Origin of the sequence: Acinetobacter sp. UBA6571 (assembly GCF_002434085.1) — a bacterium.
GTDB classification, from domain to species: domain Bacteria; phylum Pseudomonadota; class Gammaproteobacteria; order Pseudomonadales; family Moraxellaceae; genus Acinetobacter; species Acinetobacter radioresistens.
Genome location: NZ_DJJJ01000058.1, coordinates 123,889 through 142,233 on the forward strand (window position 1 = coordinate 123,889; position 18,345 = coordinate 142,233).

The 18,345-nt window shown below is 42.6% G+C and carries 20 protein-coding genes, 1 tRNA gene, 1 pseudogene and 1 riboswitch; of the genes and pseudogenes, 5 read left to right on the forward strand and 17 right to left on the reverse strand.

Features of this window, described 5'->3' with window-relative positions; genetic code table 11:
* Positions 1-11 precede the first annotated feature (11 nt).
* Both B3X18_RS11940 and B3X18_RS11945 read right to left on the reverse strand, forming a co-directional pair.
* Positions 12-538, reverse strand: a pseudogene (locus B3X18_RS11940) (flavin reductase family protein).
* Positions 539-577: 39 nt separating this feature from the next.
* Positions 578-1,828 (reverse strand): dienelactone hydrolase family protein, encoded by a 1,251-nt coding sequence (locus B3X18_RS11945; protein WP_005406948.1) that lies wholly within the window; start codon positions 1,826-1,828, stop codon positions 578-580.
* Positions 1,829-2,027: 199 nt separating this feature from the next.
* Here B3X18_RS11945 and cysG point away from each other — a divergent pair, with 199 nt between their 5' ends.
* Together cysG and B3X18_RS11955 are read left to right on the forward strand one after the other, a co-directional pair.
* Complete coding sequence (cysG, locus tag B3X18_RS11950; protein ID WP_005406903.1) at positions 2,028-3,401, forward strand: siroheme synthase CysG; 1,374 nt, start codon at positions 2,028-2,030, stop codon at positions 3,399-3,401.
* 34 nt (positions 3,402-3,435) lie between these two features.
* On the forward strand, positions 3,436-3,912 hold the full coding sequence (locus tag B3X18_RS11955) for a tRNA (cytidine(34)-2'-O)-methyltransferase (RefSeq protein ID WP_005406975.1): 477 nt from the start codon (positions 3,436-3,438) through the stop codon (positions 3,910-3,912).
* A 59-nt stretch (positions 3,913-3,971) separates the two neighbouring features.
* On the opposite strand, the gene B3X18_RS11960 is transcribed toward B3X18_RS11955, so the two are convergent.
* The 6 genes from B3X18_RS11960 to rpoD all read right to left on the reverse strand — a co-directional run bounded on the left by B3X18_RS11960 (position 3,972) and on the right by rpoD (position 10,423).
* Positions 3,972-5,363 (reverse strand): APC family permease, encoded by a 1,392-nt coding sequence (locus B3X18_RS11960; RefSeq protein WP_005406909.1) that lies wholly within the window; start codon positions 5,361-5,363, stop codon positions 3,972-3,974.
* 257 nt (positions 5,364-5,620) lie between these two features.
* The gene (locus B3X18_RS11965) at positions 5,621-6,805 is read right to left on the reverse strand and encodes an iron-containing alcohol dehydrogenase (protein WP_005015831.1); all 1,185 of its coding nucleotides are present in this window, start codon (positions 6,803-6,805) and stop codon (positions 5,621-5,623) included.
* A gap of 1 nt (position 6,806) precedes the next feature.
* Positions 6,807-7,340 (reverse strand): hypothetical protein, encoded by a 534-nt coding sequence (locus B3X18_RS11970; protein ID WP_005407001.1) that lies wholly within the window; start codon positions 7,338-7,340, stop codon positions 6,807-6,809.
* A gap of 77 nt (positions 7,341-7,417) precedes the next feature.
* Complete coding sequence (gene lipB, locus B3X18_RS11975; protein ID WP_005406960.1) at positions 7,418-8,083, reverse strand: lipoyl(octanoyl) transferase LipB; 666 nt, start codon at positions 8,081-8,083, stop codon at positions 7,418-7,420.
* A gap of 58 nt (positions 8,084-8,141) precedes the next feature.
* Positions 8,142-8,429, reverse strand: a complete 288-nt coding sequence (locus B3X18_RS11980; RefSeq protein WP_005015824.1) for a YbeD family protein — start codon at positions 8,427-8,429, stop codon at positions 8,142-8,144.
* A gap of 104 nt (positions 8,430-8,533) precedes the next feature.
* Entirely contained in the window at positions 8,534-10,423 is a 1,890-nt protein-coding gene (rpoD, locus tag B3X18_RS11985) for an RNA polymerase sigma factor RpoD (RefSeq protein WP_005015823.1), read from the reverse strand.
* Between the two features lie 351 nt (positions 10,424-10,774).
* Here rpoD and B3X18_RS11990 point away from each other — a divergent pair, with 351 nt between their 5' ends.
* Both B3X18_RS11990 and B3X18_RS11995 read left to right on the forward strand, forming a co-directional pair.
* Positions 10,775-10,978: a PA3496 family putative envelope integrity protein gene (locus tag B3X18_RS11990; RefSeq protein WP_005015822.1), complete on the forward strand. Its 204-nt coding sequence runs from the start codon at positions 10,775-10,777 to the stop codon at positions 10,976-10,978.
* A 63-nt stretch (positions 10,979-11,041) separates the two neighbouring features.
* Positions 11,042-11,566 carry a YecA family protein gene (locus B3X18_RS11995; RefSeq protein WP_005015821.1) on the forward strand — a complete coding sequence of 175 codons (525 nt, stop codon included), beginning with the start codon at positions 11,042-11,044 and terminating at the stop codon, positions 11,564-11,566.
* A 162-nt stretch (positions 11,567-11,728) separates the two neighbouring features.
* Here the strand turns inward: B3X18_RS11995 and B3X18_RS12000 are convergent, their stop codons facing one another.
* The 3 genes from B3X18_RS12000 to B3X18_RS12010 all read right to left on the reverse strand — a co-directional run bounded on the left by B3X18_RS12000 (position 11,729) and on the right by B3X18_RS12010 (position 13,908).
* Positions 11,729-12,346 carry a DedA family protein gene (locus B3X18_RS12000; RefSeq protein ID WP_005407006.1) on the reverse strand — a complete coding sequence of 206 codons (618 nt, stop codon included), beginning with the start codon at positions 12,344-12,346 and terminating at the stop codon, positions 11,729-11,731.
* A 94-nt stretch (positions 12,347-12,440) separates the two neighbouring features.
* Positions 12,441-12,707, reverse strand: a complete 267-nt coding sequence (locus B3X18_RS12005; protein ID WP_005015809.1) for a hypothetical protein — start codon at positions 12,705-12,707, stop codon at positions 12,441-12,443.
* A 268-nt stretch (positions 12,708-12,975) separates the two neighbouring features.
* The gene (locus B3X18_RS12010; protein ID WP_005406902.1) at positions 12,976-13,908 is read right to left on the reverse strand and encodes a rhodanese-related sulfurtransferase; all 933 of its coding nucleotides are present in this window, start codon (positions 13,906-13,908) and stop codon (positions 12,976-12,978) included.
* 114 nt (positions 13,909-14,022) lie between these two features.
* Between B3X18_RS12010 and B3X18_RS12015 the strand changes: the two genes are divergently transcribed.
* Entirely contained in the window at positions 14,023-14,508 is a 486-nt protein-coding gene (locus B3X18_RS12015) for a DUF1289 domain-containing protein (protein WP_005015805.1), read from the forward strand.
* Positions 14,509-14,544: 36 nt separating this feature from the next.
* Here B3X18_RS12015 and ribB read toward each other — a convergent pair whose 3' ends face one another.
* The 6 genes from ribB to B3X18_RS12045 all read right to left on the reverse strand — a co-directional run bounded on the left by ribB (position 14,545) and on the right by B3X18_RS12045 (position 18,234).
* Positions 14,545-15,204, reverse strand: a complete 660-nt coding sequence (gene ribB / locus B3X18_RS12020) for a 3,4-dihydroxy-2-butanone-4-phosphate synthase (protein WP_005024979.1) — start codon at positions 15,202-15,204, stop codon at positions 14,545-14,547.
* A gap of 92 nt (positions 15,205-15,296) precedes the next feature.
* Positions 15,297-15,450, reverse strand: a riboswitch (FMN riboswitch).
* A 198-nt stretch (positions 15,451-15,648) separates the two neighbouring features.
* A complete protein-coding gene (gene panD, locus B3X18_RS12025) occupies positions 15,649-16,029 on the reverse strand; it encodes an aspartate 1-decarboxylase (protein ID WP_005015800.1) in 381 nt (126 codons plus the stop codon).
* Positions 16,030-16,172: 143 nt separating this feature from the next.
* A complete protein-coding gene (gene pth, locus B3X18_RS12030) occupies positions 16,173-16,754 on the reverse strand; it encodes an aminoacyl-tRNA hydrolase (protein WP_005015797.1) in 582 nt (193 codons plus the stop codon).
* Positions 16,755-16,773: 19 nt separating this feature from the next.
* Complete coding sequence (gene rplY, locus B3X18_RS12035) at positions 16,774-17,070, reverse strand: 50S ribosomal protein L25 (RefSeq protein WP_005406951.1); 297 nt, start codon at positions 17,068-17,070, stop codon at positions 16,774-16,776.
* Between the two features lie 99 nt (positions 17,071-17,169).
* A complete protein-coding gene (locus tag B3X18_RS12040) occupies positions 17,170-18,123 on the reverse strand; it encodes a ribose-phosphate pyrophosphokinase (protein WP_005015785.1) in 954 nt (317 codons plus the stop codon).
* Positions 18,124-18,159: 36 nt separating this feature from the next.
* Positions 18,160-18,234 (reverse strand) — tRNA-Gln (locus B3X18_RS12045).
* Positions 18,235-18,345: the final 111 nt, after the last annotated feature.

Below are 18,345 nucleotides of genomic sequence, written 5' to 3' on the forward strand. Positions count from 1 at the left end.
AATGAGTCGGGTTACACACCAGCAAAAGTTTGGTGTACATTGGCCTGTTTATACTGTCCGTTATGGAATACCAGTGGATTACCCATTTGATTACGGCACGCTTCAATTTGGCCAACGATGATGTAATGATCACCCGCTTCATGCAGTTCATACTGACGACACACAAAAGTCGTGAGGGACTTGTTTAAAATTAGTATGCCCATGTACTCTTCTACATCATCGAGTCCCTCGAATTTGTCATCCGCAGATTTAGAAAAATGTTTTGATTCTAAATACTGATCTTCATTAAGAATATTGATTGCAAAGTATTCTGCCTGTTTGAAATCTTCAAAATGGGTTGCTGACTTTGCGATATTCCAGAGAATAAGCGGGGGGCCAGTGAAACTGATGTGAAGGAGTTGGCTGTCATTCCTATTTTTTTTTGATTCACATCTAGGGCAGTCACTACCGTAATACCTGTGGCGTATTGACCAAGTAGTTGACGAAGTGACCGTGGTTCAAGTTGTATTACTGGGGTCATTACATTCAGCATAATCATATTCCTTCATAGAGGCTCGAAGAGTCAAAACCTTGTTCCTTATTCGCCAACAGGTTTGTTTTCACTTGACGGCCAAGTGGGCATCAATTCATTTGAGGGGAGCGTTTCATCCAGAAGTTTCTTCGCAGTTTCAATACCTGCAACTGGTAGGCCGGTTGGGTCTAGTACCCCGATTTGTACAAGCAGGCTTGCCTGATCCCAGTAGATATGCTCATGGCAAAGTTTTGGTCCACGGAATTTGATAATTCCGAGCATCGGAATCTCGACATATTTGCCTGTTGGCTTAATTCCTGGAATTAACCAATCGATTTCTTCATCATGGGTAAAGCTCATGATGAATTCATCCACCACTTGCGTAGAGCCGACAGTGCGTGAAATTGGAGTTAATTTCATGTCTTTCGGATTGTTATGTATAAAGTGATACTGATAAAAGCGTGCAAGTTGTTTATAACCCACACCACCTGTTAAGGTTGGGATATGATTTACATAAGGTTCAGCAACCATGGTTGCCATCGTATCTGGAACATTTCGCGTATCAAATTCGAAACGGACGTGTTCTTCCCATAGGGCAGCGAGGTCATAGTGTGGACCAATCGCTTTGCGGAGTGCCGTAATACTGCGCTCATGTGCCATTAATGCACTTGGTTTGTCATAGTGCATACTGTTCGGACGAGCAAATGCATGATCTACGCCTGGGTAGACATAGGTTTCGATCTTTGTATTATCTTTTAATGCAGAAAGAATTTTTTCCCGTGTGTTGGTATCACAGAATTGGTCAAGTTTTGCAAAATGCAAAACTAGCTTAGAGTTGATATTCTTCGCTTCATCAAGATTCTGTTCAATACCTACGCCGTAGTACGACACTGCACAACCTAATTCCGGAATACGGCAAGCAGCCAGATAAGCGAGTTTCCCGCCTAAGCAATAACCGACTAAACCTATACCTGTTTCCTGATTTACAGTTTCTAAGTGTTTAAGGGTATTGATAGTAGACTGAATATCTTCAATACCTGTGTCTTGATCAAACTTGGTATATAAGTCGAATGCTCTCTGGCAATCCTCATCGGTATAACCGAGTTCAACATTAGGCTGAATGCGCCAGAATAAGTCTGGCACGATTACGGTGTAACCTTCTTCCGCCAGAAAGTCTGCTTTTTGGCGCATCACTTCATTTACACCAAAGATTTCCTGGCACAAAACCAGGCCTGGGCCTTGGCCTGCTTCTGGAACGGAAAGATATGCTTTAAACGAACCTGTTGCTGTTTGGACGTCAATATAAGATCCAGCCATGATAGTAATCTCCTGAATAATTAGATCTATCATCGACATCATCAGGAAATTTGACTATCCAAATTAAGTTCAAGCTTTATCCATTTTTGCACCAGCTGATAAACCAAAGATGGCAAGTTTTTTGCTATTTATTTACTTTTTAACATCCCGGTTCAAAGGGATGATGATAAAATATTGCAGTGATATGAGGGTAAAATTTGTGGATATTTTTCCAATCTCTTTAAAGTTGCAGCAGCAACCTTGTCTGATTGTAGGAGGAGGAAAGATTGCTTACCGCAAAGCGGTCTTGCTCTCTCAGGCAGGTGCCATCATTGATGTACTGGCACCCGATATTGACCCGGCACTGGCAGAGATTGTCATACAAACAGCCGGAAAGCATATTGCATTAAGTTATCCGGCTGATATTAAATTAAAGCAGTATCGTCTGGTTATTGCCGCAACCAATGTTGCAGAGGTAAACCGGCAGGTTTTTCTGGACTGTGAGACAAATCATGTTTTAGTGAACAGTGTCGATGACCCTCCACATTGCCGTTTTATGGTGCCAGCAATTATTGACCGTTCACCCTTGGTAATATCGATTGCCAGTAACGGAACATCACCAGTATTATCGCGCCAGATTCGAACCCAGCTTGAAGCGGCTATTCCCTATGGAATGGGTAAACTGGCTGAATTCTCTGGAAAATGGCGTAGTCGCGTTAAGGAAGTAATAGTCAATCCTGATGAGCGCCGGATATTTTGGGAAGAGCTGTATGCCAGTCCGCTTAAAGAACAGGTGTTTAATGACAGGTTGACCGATGCAGAGCAGCTAATCGAGCAGGCCCTCTCAACCTGGAAAACGCCAAAAGGTGAGGTCTACCTGGTCGGGGCAGGTCCCGGTGATCCAGAATTACTTACTTTAAAGGCCCTGCGTTTGATGCAACAGGCCGATGTAGTCATTTATGACCGTCTGGTCTCTGGACCTATTCTGGAACTTTGCCGACGTGATGCAGAAAAGGTGTATGTTGGTAAAGCGCGTTCCCACCATGCCGTACCGCAAGAAGGAATTAATGCCTTATTGGTAAAGTACGCACAACAAGGAAAGCGGGTTTGCCGTCTTAAGGGAGGTGACCCGTTTATTTTTGGACGTGGAGGTGAGGAAATTGAAGAGCTGTTTGCAGCAGGTATCGCATTTCAGGTCGTGCCGGGTATTACTGCGGCATCTGGTTGCTCTGCTTACGCCGGTATTCCATTAACTCATCGCGATTATGCTCAAAGTGTACGTTTTTTGACGGGGCATTTAAAGGAAGGTTCACCGGAACTGCCATGGTCAGAGCTGGTGTATGAGAATCAGACACTAGTACTATATATGGGTCTGGTAGGACTTGAGAAAATCTGTGAAAGCCTGATAGAACATGGCCAGCGCCCAGATATGCCGGTTGCACTCGTTTCTAAAGGTACTACACCAGAGCAGAAAGTAGTAATCGGCACATTGGCAGATATTGTCTCTAAAGTTTCAGAACATCAGATTCAGGCTCCGACCTTAACGATCATTGGTGAAGTTGTTCGTTTACGTGAACAGTTGCAGTGGCAGTAATACTTAACTGTACCATTTTAAAGAGTAGATATTTGTGATTCATGTTGTGTTATTTGAGCCCGAAATTCCTGCAAATACAGGAAATATTATCCGTTTGTGTGCCAATACTGGCGCTCAACTGCATTTGGTGAAACCGTTAGGTTTTGAACTTGATGATAAAAAACTTAAACGTGCAGGTCTGGATTATCATGAATGGGCTCGTATGCAGATCTGGGAAAATATTGAAGAATGCCTTGCACACTTGCAGACCAAAGGAATTGGTATAGATGCGGTTTATCCATTAACCACTAAAGGCTTTGAAACGCCGCATACTGCTGATCTTAACCGTCCGGTAGCTTTACTGATGGGGCCGGAAACTCGTGGTTTGCCTGAGCAGGTACGCCTGATGTTTCCAGAACAGCATTGGATTCGTTTACCAATGGCACTCGAATCACGCAGTTTAAATTTATCAAACGCGACTGCTGTTATTGTATATGAAGCATGGCGCCAGCAAGGGTTCCAACCGCTTTAACCTAAATTAACCTATAAAAAAGAGGCGCTCAATGCGCCTCCTTTTCTTATATTTTATGATCAGCGATCATCATATTCATTATGCTGTGGAGCAGGGTATTTAAAGCCTTTGGTTTTATAACCTAAGTATAAAATACCAAACATGGCCCACCATAAACCATATTTCAATGCTGTTTCTTCAATCTCTAGCCACATTGCAAAAATGCTGATAAAACCGAGCATTGGAATAACTACAAAGTTAAAAATATCTTTGAGGTTCTTGCTGCGGCCATCACGTAGTGCGTAACGCGAAATTACGGACAGATTGACAAATGTAAATGCTGTCAGCGCACCGAAGCTGATCATTGAGATCACAATATCCAGGTCCATGAACCCAGCAGTTAAGGCAACTGCACCTACAATCATAATATTGTAAGACGGAGTGAAGCTTTTATGACTGATATGACCAAAGATCTTTTTATTGATTACCCCATCACGTCCCATCACATACATCAGGCGGGATACGCCAGCATGTGCTGAAATTCCTGAAGCCATGACTGTCACAATTGCAAAATAAAGGACAACAGTCTTGAAAGCCACGCCGCCTACAGCTTGCAGGATATCTGGCTGGGTTGCCGCTACATCTTCAAAGTAAGTCTTCGGATCATTCGGGAAATAGATTTGCATGAAGTAGGTGCTGATAATAAAGATCACACCTGCAATTAAAGCTGTCAGGAAAATTGCTTTAGGCAAAGTGCGTTCAGTATCTTTTGTTTCTTCAGCCAGTGAGCTTAAGGAGTCAAAACCGGTAAATGAGAAGCAGAGTAAAGTTGCACCGGTAATTAAAGCACCCAGGCTAGTCATCTCGTTCCAGAACGGTTCCAGACTCCATAACTGGTATTTTGCATTGACCAGAGTACCATCAGCATTTACTCCACCAATCAGGAGGTTGTAGACCATCCAGGTGAAATAGGCAATTACGCCCAACTGTATAAACACGATTATACTATTGAAGTTCGCTACAAATCTGGCACCACGCAGATTTACACCGGTCATAAAGGCAGTTAAGCCTATTACCCATACCCAGTGATTCACATCCGGAAATAAAGCTTCCAGATAAATGACTGCCAGAATAATATTTACCATCGGTGACAATAAATAGTCTAACCAGGATGACCAGCCCACCATAAAGCCGACATTCGGATGAATGGATTTCTGGGCATAAGTATACGCAGACCCGGAAGACGGATAGCGACGGATCATATGACCATAACTGATCGAGGTAAACAGAATTGCGATCAGGGCAATAATGTAGGAAGTAGGTACATGATAATGACTTTCTTCAGATACCAGACCGAATGTATCAAACAAGGTCATAGGCTGAATATAGGCCAAACCAATAATAATAATGTGCCAGAGGCCTAGCGTTTTTTGCAGTTTGGCTGCCGATTGCGTCCCAGTGAAATTAGTCAACGGCGTTATCCTCATAATCGTTGATCAAGGATCAGCTATATTTAAGGATCGTTTGAGACGAACGATCCCCCCTACGAAATAAAGCAAAGTGCGCGCCAATCTATCTTAAATGATTTATATTGTCAGTAGCTTTGCAGGATTTTTTAGCATTTTTTTGGCTAGTTAAAATATTACCCAGATAGGTCGTCTTCTGTTTTAAAAGAAAAACGTCCAAAATTGGTCTAAATTTTGGACGCAAAGATTATATAAACCAGCCTTTACCAAGCCTTTTGTAAAATCGCACGCAGGTCATCTAGAGTGGCTTCTTTCGGATTAAAGATAATCGAGCCATCATTTAAGGCTTTTTCTGCCACCTCATCGAGCTGTTCTTCAGTGACTTTACCAGTTTCACGTAGGGTTCTCGGGAGTTTAGTCAGGCTATATAGATGGTCACGCATGGTCAGGATAGTTGCAATAGCTTTGTCTGCACGCAGCTCTGCTGGTGTCTGGGCATAGGTATCTGCACCTGCAAGCGGTAACAGCAGCTCACCGATTTTATTGCCATTAATGCTTTTGTTATATTCCAGTACATAAGGCAGAAACAGATTCATACATAAACCATGTGGTAAATGAGCTACCGCGCCCAGTGCATGCCCAAGCGAGTGAACCAGACCGACCATAGAGTTAGAAAATGCAATACCAGCCATGGTAGAGGCTTGTGCCAATTCCAGACGACCTTGTGCATTATTGGGCTGATCCAGAACTTTAAACAGGTTTTCACTGATTTTTTTGATACCGGCAACAGCATAAGCATCACTTAGGGGATTGGAGGCGAGACAGGTGTATGCCTCGACACAGTGTGTAAGTGCGTCCATACCGGTCATGGCCGTCAGATGGGGGGGCAAGCTGGAAGTCATGCGCGGGTCAAGAATAGCTGCATGTGGCATCAGATAATAAGAAGCAAAAGCCAGTTTCACATTCTTTTCTGTGTCAGATACAACAGCTACCATGGTTACTTCAGAACCTGTACCTGAAGTAGTAGGAATTACAAAAAATGGTTTTAAAGCTTTCGGCAGATTGTGTGCACCGGAATATTTCAGCAGGTCATCGCCACCTTCAGACACTAAAATATTGGTAGCTTTGGAGGTGTCGATCACTGAACCGCCACCAACAGCAATGATGGCATCGCAGTTATTGTCACGGTATGCCTGTGCCGCATTACGCACAGTCTGCAGACTTGAATCCGGTGGCACATCATCAAAAATACATCCAATCACAGCGTCAGTTGACTCAAAAGCTGCTTCAATCGGCTGTAATAAATTATTGGCCCGTACGCCTTTATCAGTGATGATCATTGGCCGCTTGGCGCCTAAAGTAGCCAGTTCAAAAGGAATATGTTCTAACGCGGCATTTCCTGCAATTACTTTAACTGGACAGAAAAATTCATAATAAGGTTTAGCCATGTTAAGTACTCCGTTTGAAATAGGACTGGGCAACTTTTAAATAAATATTGGTAGCACCACTAAGTTTTTCTTTTAAGCCAAGTTTGGCCGGATATTGTTTTACTGCAAACTCTGCAACCAGTTTTGGCAAGATCAGAGATTCCATTTTGTTGAGGCAACGTACCAGACGAATTGCATAACTTACATCGCCATCGGCAACCATACGGTCATTCGCAAACGATTGTGCAGTACTTTCCTGAAAGGAAAAGACTAAAAATGCATGACTCAGGTGTTTAAACATGATGGTCAGGTCGGGTTTGCCATTAAAATCATTTAACAGTTTAAGTTGCCGTTCTGCTGTCACTTGTGCCACAAAAGCCGGACCATGCGGATATACTGTCATCGACAACACAAATCCTTCTGGAAATTTTACAACTTCCTGCTGAATTTCATGGTCAACCTGACTGGCCATGACCAGTCCGCGTCCAATGATATCCATCATCAGCCTGACATAAGCCTGCTGCAAAGCGGGTTTTACAGAGTTTATAGAAATCACTCGCTTATCCCTTTATTCAAAAATATTATTATTTAGAGTAAATACTCTAATATATTTTATAACATTCGCAAAGTCATTTATTCATTATTGACTTGCAGTTCACTAAAGTAATGGGTGTTGTCCAGATATTCAATGAAGTCCTGGCACAGTTTTTCAAAGGTAGGGTAGTTATCCAGCAGATCATTTAACCGTACCATTTCCAGACCGGCATAACCACAAGGGTTAATACAGTGAAAGCCGTCCAGTTGACAGTCAATATTTAATGCCAGTCCATGATAGCTACGGCCACGACGAATCTTGAATCCCAAAGAACCGATTTTACGGTCAGCAACGTAAACACCTGGCGCATCTGGCTTGGCATATGCTTCAATTCCATATTTTTTAAGCAGATCGACCATGAACTGTTCGGCAAAACTGACCAGTGTACGCACGTTCCATTTCAATCGATTTAAATCAAACATGAAATAAGCTACCAGCTGACCTGGGCCATGCCAGGTTACCTGACCGCCACGATCACTCTGCACTACTGGCATATCTGGACGCTGGAGGATATGTTCAGGTTTCCCAGCCTGTCCCTGAGTAAGAACATTATTATGCTGCAATAACCATAATTCATCGGGCGTATCTTTATCCCGCTGCTCGGTGAAGCGCTTCATGGCTTCAAAAGTTGGGGTATAGTCCTGTAATCCTTTAAAACAGCGTACAGTTAATGCGGGCTTAGATTCAGTTACTTGTTCCGCCATAGTAAAATGACCCTATCAGAAAGTAAAAAACCAGATATTGTTCATATCTGGTTTTGAATTAAAGCGCGGTTTTAATATAAGGGCAAGCGGCCAGGTCTGCATAAAGTGCATGAACCTGCTCCAGTTCATCAAAACGTAACTGGGCAGTAAGAGAGTGGTATTTTCCTGTACGTGATGGCTGTATCTTTAAGGTTGCTTCATCAAAATCAGGGAAATGTTTAAGCAGAATTTCAATTACTGCTATGCGCAGTTCATCGCCAGCATTGCCGATGAGCTTGATAGGATAATCCATCGGGAAAACCCAAAGTTCTTCACGCAGCTCACGCGATGGGGTACGGTCAAGCATAAGACACCTCAAAATGATAGAAAACGCCTGCTGAAGCAGGCGTCTTGAACAGTTAGTTAAAATATGAGGGCAGCGGGTTATATTTCAAACCGTTCCCAGCCCGGTTAGTCATTTTCCAGGAATGAACGTAAGTGCTCAGAGCGGGATGGATGACGCAATTTACGTAAAGCTTTAGCTTCAATCTGACGGATACGTTCACGGGTAACGTCGAACTGTTTACCCACTTCTTCTAATGTATGGTCAGTTGGCATGTCGATACCAAAGCGCATTTTCAGAACTTTAGCTTCACGTTCAGTTAAGTTTTCTAAAACTTCACGTGTTGCTTCTTTTAACCCTTCTGAAGTTGCAGCATCTACCGGAGAGGTAATGTTCTGGTCTTCAATGAAATCTCCCAGATGCGAGTCTTCATCATCACCAATTGGTGTTTCCATTGAAATAGGTTCTTTGGCAATTTTAAGTACCTTACGTACCTTCACCTCATCCATTTCCAGACGTTCACCCAGCTCTTCCGGTGTTGGCTCGCGGCCCATTTCCTGAAGTAACTGACGTGATACACGGTTGATCTTGTTAATTGTTTCAATCATGTGCACCGGAATACGGATGGTACGTGCCTGATCGGCAATTGAGCGGGTGATTGCCTGACGAATCCACCAGGTAGCATAAGTTGAGAACTTATAGCCACGACGGTATTCAAACTTGTCTACGGCTTTCATCAGGCCAATATTACCTTCCTGAATCAAATCCAGGAATTGCAGTCCACGGTTGGTATATTTTTTGGCAATCGAGATTACCAGACGCAAGTTAGCCTCAACCATCTCTTTTTTGGCACGACGAGCTTTAGCTTCACCAATTGCCATACGTTTAGAGATATCTTTAATATCAATAACGTTCAGACCAAGTTCTTTCTCAATATCAGCAATCTTCTGCTGGAATGCCAAAACATCAGGACGAACTTTTTCTAGATGACCTTTAATATCTGGAGATGCTTTTGCCATTTGTTCATCAAGCCAGCCCGGGTTTGACTCCTGTCCTGGAAAGGAGGTGCGGAACTGGGTACGGTCCATACGGCCACGACGAACTGCGTAGCGCATAATTTCACGTTCGGAAGTACGGATTTGCTCATGCGTACCACGAATCATTTCAGAAATAATATCAAAGAGGCGCGGAGTAAACTTAAACATCATAAATACAGATGCCAGAGCCTCAAGTGCAGCCTTTGCTTCTGCACTATCACGACCATGCTTTTCAATTACTGACTTAGTTTCTTGCCAGACTGTCTCAAGCTCGGTGAAACGAACTTTGGCAATTTCAGGATCCGGGCCCGAATCTGCTTCTGAATCATCATCTGATTCAGATTCTTCCTCTTCTTCTTCATCGTCATCAAGTTTAACTTCCTTGGTCGATTTCGAAGCAGTTTCATCTTCATCTTCTTCCAGTACAGCATCTTCTATCACTTCAGGAATTTCTTCATCAGATTCCGGATCAAGATAGCCTGAAAGAATATCGGCCAGACGACGTTCGCCTTCTTGATAATCTTTATATTCTTTTAATACAACTTCAACTGCATTTGGCCAGTAAGCAATAGAGTGAAGAACGTCGCGAATACCTTCTTCAATACGTTTAGCAATGCTAATCTCGCCTTCACGGGTTAAAAGCTCGACAGTACCCATTTCGCGCATATACATACGTACAGGGTCTGTAGTACGGCCTGGCTCATTTTCAACTGAAGCAAGAACAGCTGCAGCTTCTTCTTCGGCTACCTCATCGGCAGCTTCGGCGTTATCCTCAAACATCGCATCATCAGATTCAGGAGCACGTTCGTGTACAGGAATACCCACATCCTGAAGCATCTGGATAATGTCTTCAATCTGTTCACTTTCAGTGATTGAGTCTGGGAGATGATCGTTAACCTCAGCGTAAGTTAGGTAACCTTGTTCTTTGCCTCGGCTAATCAGAGCCGCTACTTGAGAAGTAGGGGAATGCATATCGCTCATCTTTGCTTACTCTTCGTTGAATCTGTGGCAGTGAAAAACCGTGCATGATAGCACAAATCGCATCAAAATTTTCTGATTTGATCAGTCAAGCATGATTTTATAAATAGATTTCATTTCACAATTATTGTTGAATGTTGGGCTAAAATTATTTTTTTCAAGTGAATGGCCTAAATTTTGTCAGGTTAAACCCATCACTCAGTTAGTCCTCCATAAATACACAATTTTGCCGTTAAAAAAAAGAGTTATTTAACTGGAATTCTCAAAAAAAACAAATAAATCTTGACAATTAAAATGAAGAAAGATAAATAGCGCCTAGGCCCATTCACATTTTTCTACTACGAGGTAGTTTTAGTGTCTTCTACAGATTTTGAATTAGATGATAACTACGGTGATGATGATGTCAGCTTTGATGAGGCGTCGAGTAAAATCAGCGCGAAAGAATCATTGGAAAAACGTCGTCTGATCGATGACCTGCTAGCTCAACGTCGCCTGGAACGAGAACTGAAAGATTTTGATTACGACTTTGATGACGATGATCTCGACGATGACGAATAAACCCGATTGGGCATCCCGTCGAGAAATGCTATTCTAGGCTTAATTTATTAATTTGGATTCAAGATGAGTGCTTTAGATTTAGACCTGTTGAGCGAGTATCTAGATGGTGACCAAAATGAGTATGGTCTAGATTTTGCAGCAACTCACGGTTTTTTGTGTGCTATTGCGGTTGGCCCGAAGTTTGATCGCTGGCTTGAAGAGCTGTTTGATAATAATCACAAGAAAGTGCCAGCAGAAATTATTACCCAAATTAAGCTCTGGTTGACTTCACTTCAGCAAAATCTTGCCAATGAAGAGGGTATCGAGTTTCCCTTTGAAATTGAGGAAGCTGATGTAGAATCCAGCTTGGGCGACTGGTCAGTTGGTTTTGTCGATGCCATGTTCTTAAATGAGGAAGCCTGGTTTACGCCAGAGTTTGAAGATCAGCTGGTAGACTTAACCTTGCCGATTATGGTGTTCAGTGGCGTTGATGAAGAAGATCCGCAGATGGAATCTTTCCGTCGTAATGGCCAGTTGATGGATGAATTGGCAGAGGAAATTCCAGAGAATCTCAATGAACTCTATCTGATGTACCATACGCCAGAATAGTTTCTCTCAAAGAAAAACACCCTCATGCAGGGTGTTTTTTTATAGTTTTTTGCCAGAATCAGATAGTTATCATGAGCATAGTTATAATTCACAGGGAATTTCGTCAAAATTTAGCAGACTAAAATTATAGCTGTGAAAGTTCAGCTATGATAAGAAATGCTGCTAAGAGAAATGTTTTTTCTTCCAGTAGCGCTTAAATACAAAACAGAGTGCAATAATTACAACAATAGCCATGACCATATTGCCGACATTACTCATCAGCGCATGCATCTTGTCCTGATTTTCACCCAGATAGAAACCCACACATGCAAGAAATGTCGTCCAGATCACTGTGCCCAGCCCGCTATAAAGCATGAACTTCCAGAATGGCATTCGGCTCATACCTGCGGGAATGCTGATCAGTGAGCGTACGGCAGGTACCATGCGACCCAAGAATACAATCCGATGCCCATAATGTTCAAACCATTTCAAGGCTTTAATAACATCAGCTCTCTTGATGAAAAGATATTTACCGTACCAGTCTACCAGATTAAGCAGTCTGTCTTGGGGTATTTTTCTGCCAATCCAGTAGAGTAGGGCTGCTGCCAGTAATGAACCACAGCTTCCAGCAATAATGATACCCACTAGAAGCAATTCACCTTTTGACGCCACATAACCGGCAGACGGCATAATAACTTCAGAAGGGATAGGAGGAAAAATGTTGTCCAGAAACATCAGTAAGGCTATTCCCAGATAGCCTAACTGTTCCATGATTGAAATAACCCACTCATCAAGATTCATAGATCAGCTCACGCCATTCAGTTTAGGTATTTATACTTTGCAGTGAAAACCAATCTTTTATTTTATTCTGTCTAAATCATGTAAGTAGATGAGTTTATTCCTGATAATTGACTAAAGTATGAATATAGACTTTTCGCAAGAAGTAGGCAAAACACAAAGGCAGCGTACCAATACAGAGTAAGGAAAGAAACATTCCTTCCAAATGATAGGCAATAAACAGCGCAAAGATGATACCGATCATTGCACCTAATAAGACTATAAAAATATGGGGTTGTTTTTCTAGCTCAGCCTGAATCTGATTAGACTGTAAAGAATGGATGCTTGAAGAAGCTGGATATTCAGTATGCTCACTAATTTCCATAAATCTGGCCTTCCTGCAAATGAATCTGAATGGTTTTATTCACATATTTGCCTATAAGAGTAATATCTATAGACTTATAAATTTTTTATGGTGAATAGAAGGTAACAAAACCTAACAGTGTGTAGATTAGCAAGATCGATAGGCAATACAATAAGCTTCAGATAGTGAAAATGTAGAAAACTATAGCGGGTTTGCGAGTGAATGTGATAAAACGTAAAAACCGCATCAAAACTAATGCGGTTTTTAACATATAGATTACATTAAAGAATTATAGACGTTTACGTTTTGCTGCAGCAATTTGAGACTGACGCATACGGAAACCTGCTTTCTGTTTCTCTGTCGTTTTATCTATACAGTACTTGCAAGATACGCCATGTTCATAGCTGTGCAGTTCAATTTCCTCAGGCGTTAATGGCCATCCACATGCATGGCATTTACTGTGCTGTCCTTCTTCTACGCCATGAGTAACTGCAGTACGCCCATCAAAGACAAAACATTCACCTTCCCAGAGGCTTTCTTCCGGTGGTGTTTCTTCTAGATATTTTAAAATACCGCCTTTGAGATGGTAAACCTCATTGAAACCCTCTTGTAAAAGTAATGAAGTTGATTTTTCACATCGAATGCCCCCTGTACAGAACATCGCAATTTTTTTGTCTTTATGCTGTTCAAGGTTCTTTTTTACGTACTCGGGAAATTCACGGAAAGTTTCGGTTTTAGGGTCAATTGCGCCCTTAAATGTACCCGCCTTATACTCATAGTCGTTTCGTGTATCAATCAGAATTACATCATCGCGTGCAATGAGCTCATTCCATTCCTTCGGGTCAAGATAATGGCCGACCAGGTCACGTGGTTTTACCGGTACACCGAGCGTTACGATTTCTTTTTTTAGCTTGATTTTCATTTTACGAAATGGTTTGTCCGTACTATGGGACTCTTTATATTCCATTTCGTTAAACCCTTCGCCTAGCAAAAACTGATGAAGGGTATCAATAGCATTGCGGTCGCCTGCTACAGTCCCGTTAATACCTTCTCCTGCTACAATAAGAGTCCCACATAAGTTCATAGCTTGCACCAGATCAAGAAGACGCTGCTGAAGATCGGCTGGATCTTGAACTTCTTTAAATTGATATAGTGCGGCAACAACCCAGTCAGTGGTCGCTTGCTGTTCTACAGGTGCAAGCTGTTCTACAGTAGCGTTCATGGAAGACTCCAAATGTATTAAGATAGGAAATTAAGGCGCGTATTTTAGCGCGAATTTTATGAAGAAGCGAGAAAACCATATGGCTGTTATGGTTTTTATTGAAAGGAGCATGTCTTGAATACTGAACGCCGTATCCCATCCCTGACACCATGTGCTGGACGTTGTTCAACTGTATTTGGTGATCAGGTCTGTCGGGGATGCCGGCGTTTTAATCATGAAGTGATCCAGTGGAATACGTATACAGTTGAAGAGCGTATGGCAGTGTGGCAACGACTTGATGCCCAGCTGGACCAGATTTTAGTACCTATGCTCCCGATGGCCCAGCTGGCACAAGTCGAGGAGTTTGTTTTATCAAAACGGGTACGTCTGCTGGAAAATGCAAGTCAGGGACGCAAGTTATACCATGCACTTAAAATCTGTGAAAAAAATAAGAATCTGGCTGAAGAGAGTGGTTTGGGTATCAGTGCTGAGCAGATCAAACCATTATGGCAACTATTTGAGCAAAAAGTATTGGCTTTGGCTAAAGCCAGTTATGAACTGGCTTGGTTACGGGCAGGGGATATACGACAAAATCTGCTGTATATGGAAGATGATGAGTAAGCCTCCTGAGAGGCTATTCTAAAAGTCTGTTAAGTTTTAGATTTGATGTTGCATGCGGTATTGAACCAGCTCTTCTATGGTAATTACGGTAAGGTGATGAGTCTGGGCATATGCCAGTACCTGAATACCTGTAGCCATAGTTCCGTCAGGATTGGTCAGCTCACATAACACCCCTGCCGGTTTAAGGCCAGCCATACGTGCCAGATCTATACTACCTTCGGTATGTCCGCGACGAACCAGCACACCGCCGTCTCGTGCGCGCAAGGGAAAAACATGGCCAGGACGATTTAAATCACTTGCCACAGCGCCGTCTTTAATTGCAGCATGAATAGTAGTTACCCGGTCTTTTGCTGAAACGCCAGTCGTCACCCCCTGAGCTGCTTCAATAGTTACTGTAAAAGCAGTATGAAAATGGCTGGAATTGTGCTTCACCATTGGCGAAAGTTCTAAGTGATCTGCAGCTTGTTCGGTAAGACATAAACAGACGATGCCAGAACCATCGCGAATCATGCGAGCCATGGTTTCAACATTGAGGGTTTCAGCAGCTACAATCAGATCAGCTTCATTTTCCCGGTCAAAATCATCCATGACCAGTACAGGCTTACCCTGGCGAATATCTTCTAGAGCTTGCTGAATACGTTGCTCAGCAGGAGATAAAGCGGAAAAAAACAGTTCGGGTTGAATTAAACTAGACATATGAAACGCTCACGTAAATGAAAATACAGTGGAACATTTCAGGACAGATATGAAATATATAACGACCCCTATATAAATATACATAAGGGTAATCTCGTCTTCTTTCATCCGGACTATACCGTCGGCTTTGGAATTGCACCAAATCTGCGTAGTACTTTAAATAGGTAATACGCTCGTGGGCTTGCTGATTTTATATTGAAACAACTTTACCACCGGTGGGGAATTTCACCCCGCCCTGAAGCGATGTAGCTCAATTATAATGCAATTTTAAGTGAATAATCATGTTTTTCTATAGAACGATCGGTTCTATATTTAGAATAAATTAGTCTAAATGCCTTTTGGGTACGTTATTACTGTATGAAATTTAAGATACTTTTTCTGTAAAGTGCAGCTATAAATATAAAAAAGCCCATACATGGGCTTTTTAAGATTATCTTTTTTACTTTAAGCGACCTGAACCGGTATACAGTTAGCAGTGTGATTTACCGTATTGTCAGGATTGGCATAGACGAGACGCGGTTTATGCGCATTGGCTTCAACTTCGGTAAAATCACCAAAGGTGGCAATGATAACTAAATCTCCAACATCTGCCTGATGGGCTGCACCGCCATTTACAGAGATAATCCCTGAGTTTTCTTCACCACGAATTGCATAAGTGGCAAAGCGTTTGCCATTAGTTACGTTCCATACATGGATTTCTTCATATTCGCGGATGCCAGCTAGATCCATCAGAACGCCATCAATTGCACAAGAACCTTCATAATGAAGTTCAGCATGAGTTACTACCGCACGATGAATTTTGCATTTTAATAAACGAGATAGCATGGCTAGCGTCTCCTTGGTCGACCAGGATAGGTCTTAGGGTTAAATCAATCACTTGATACAGAGTGCAATAAAGCAACTGCTGCGCATTTTGCTCTTAAATGAGCGTCAAGGCAAGATGGATTATTCAGTAATGCAGGTTTTTATCAGCCCGGTTTGTAAGCATTAATCTGGTTCATGGCCTGCTGTATTTCACCATTAACCAGTAACTTGATTTTACTTAATGTATGGCTAATCGCATCATCCATAAGCTCTTGCTCACTGCGCGGGGCTTTGCTGAGGACATGTCCTGAAACACGCTCTTTAGAACCTGGATGTCCAATACCAATACGCAAACGATGGAAGTCAGGACCGGTATGCGGAGTAATGTCCCGAAGCCCGTTATGTCCGCCGTGGCCACCACCTGTTTTCAGCCGGATAATACCAGGATTCATATCGAGTTCGTCATGCGCTACTAGCATTGACTGGGGAGTAATTTGATAGAATTTTGCGAAGGGTACCACACTCTGCCCCGAACGGTTCATAAATGTAGTGGGTAACAAGAGTCGGATATCTTGTCCTTCGATTTGACCACGACCGCTAATTCCATGGAATTTAGGATCATTTTTAAGAGTAATACCATATTGTTCTGCCAGACGTTCGACAAACCAGAATCCGGCATTATGGCGGGTTTGGGCATACTCAGTACCTGGGTTGCCCAAACCAATAATCAGTGAAATGTTAGACACTAATTTTGCCTTTTAGCACTTATGCGCGTTTGAAATCAGCGTGCATAGGTGTATTTTTAGCTGGGTGACGCTGAAGCGCTTGAATTTTTACGCTTTCAGTTTTGTCGCCTATAACAATTTCAATAACTTCTTCAAAAAAAGCATTGTTTTCTAAAGCTTTTACAAGCTGACGAAGTTCTAGGGTAATTGCTACAGGTTCAGCATCACCACCATAGATGATTGCTGGAAGTTGAGCAGCGTGACGAAGGCGGCGGCTCGCACCTTTCCCTTGTACGTCTGCAGCACGCGCTTGAGCGTTTAATGTAAAATTAGCCATGAGATATTCCTCATTGAGTTTAAGTTAAACCAGACTTGCGACCAGTCTGGTGAATAGAAAACCCCAGCTTATGCCAGGGTTTATAAAAAATCTGCGCTATTATAAGTAACTATCGAACATTGCGCTAATAGATTCTTCGTTATTGATACGACGAATTGTTTCAGCAACCATGCTAGCTACCGATACCTGACGAATTTTGCCAAGCTCAAGTGCTTCTTGTGAAAGAGGAATTGTGTCACATACGACCAGCTCATCAATCACAGAGTTCTTCAGGTTTTCAAGTGCCTTACCAGATAATACCGGGTGAGTTGCATAAGCAACCACTTTACGGGCACCGAAAGTTTTCAATGCATCAGCTGCTTTACAAAGCGTACCAGCAGTATCAACCATGTCATCAACAATGACACAATCACGGTCTTTTACATCACCAATCAGATGCATTACCTGTGATTCATTGGCTTTTTGACGACGCTTGTCAATAATGGCCAGATCGATATCACCCATCTGTTTTGCAACTGCGCGTGCACGTACAACACCACCTACGTCAGGTGAAACCACCATCAGGTTATGATGTGACTGTTGACGAAGATCAGCAAGCAGTGCAGGGGTACCATAGATATTATCTACAGGAATATCGAAGAAACCCTGGATCTGGTCGGCATGCAGGTCAATCATCACTACACGGTCTATACCGACAGTGGTGAGCATGTCAGCAACGACTTTAGCAGTAATAGGCACACGAGCAGAACGTGGACGACGGTCTTGACGAGCATAACCGAAGTAAGGAATGACAGCAGTAATACGACCAGCACTTGCACGGCGCAATGAATCAGCCATAACCAGAATTTCCATCAGGTTATCGTTGGTCGGTGCACAGGTAGGCTGAACAATAAAGACGTCTTTACCACGTACATTTTCAGTAATTTCTACTGCAATTTCACCATCAGAGAAACGGCCTACAGAAGCAGCTCCCAGCGGAATGTGTAAATGGCTTACGACTTTTTGAGCGAATTGTGGATGAGCGTTTCCACTAAAAACGACAAGATTGGGCATGAAGCACCCTTGGCGGTTGGCATGTATGGAATGAGATGGCAGGGGTAGCTGGATTCGAACCAACGAATGGCGGGATCAAAACCCGCTGCCTTACCACTTGGCGATACCCCTAATGCGGCAGAACTTTAATATTTTTGCATGGTTATGTCAAGGTAAATTAACACGAACTTGCAAATGAACGTTCTATCTTTTTACAGGAAAATGGCAGGGGCGGCTGGATTC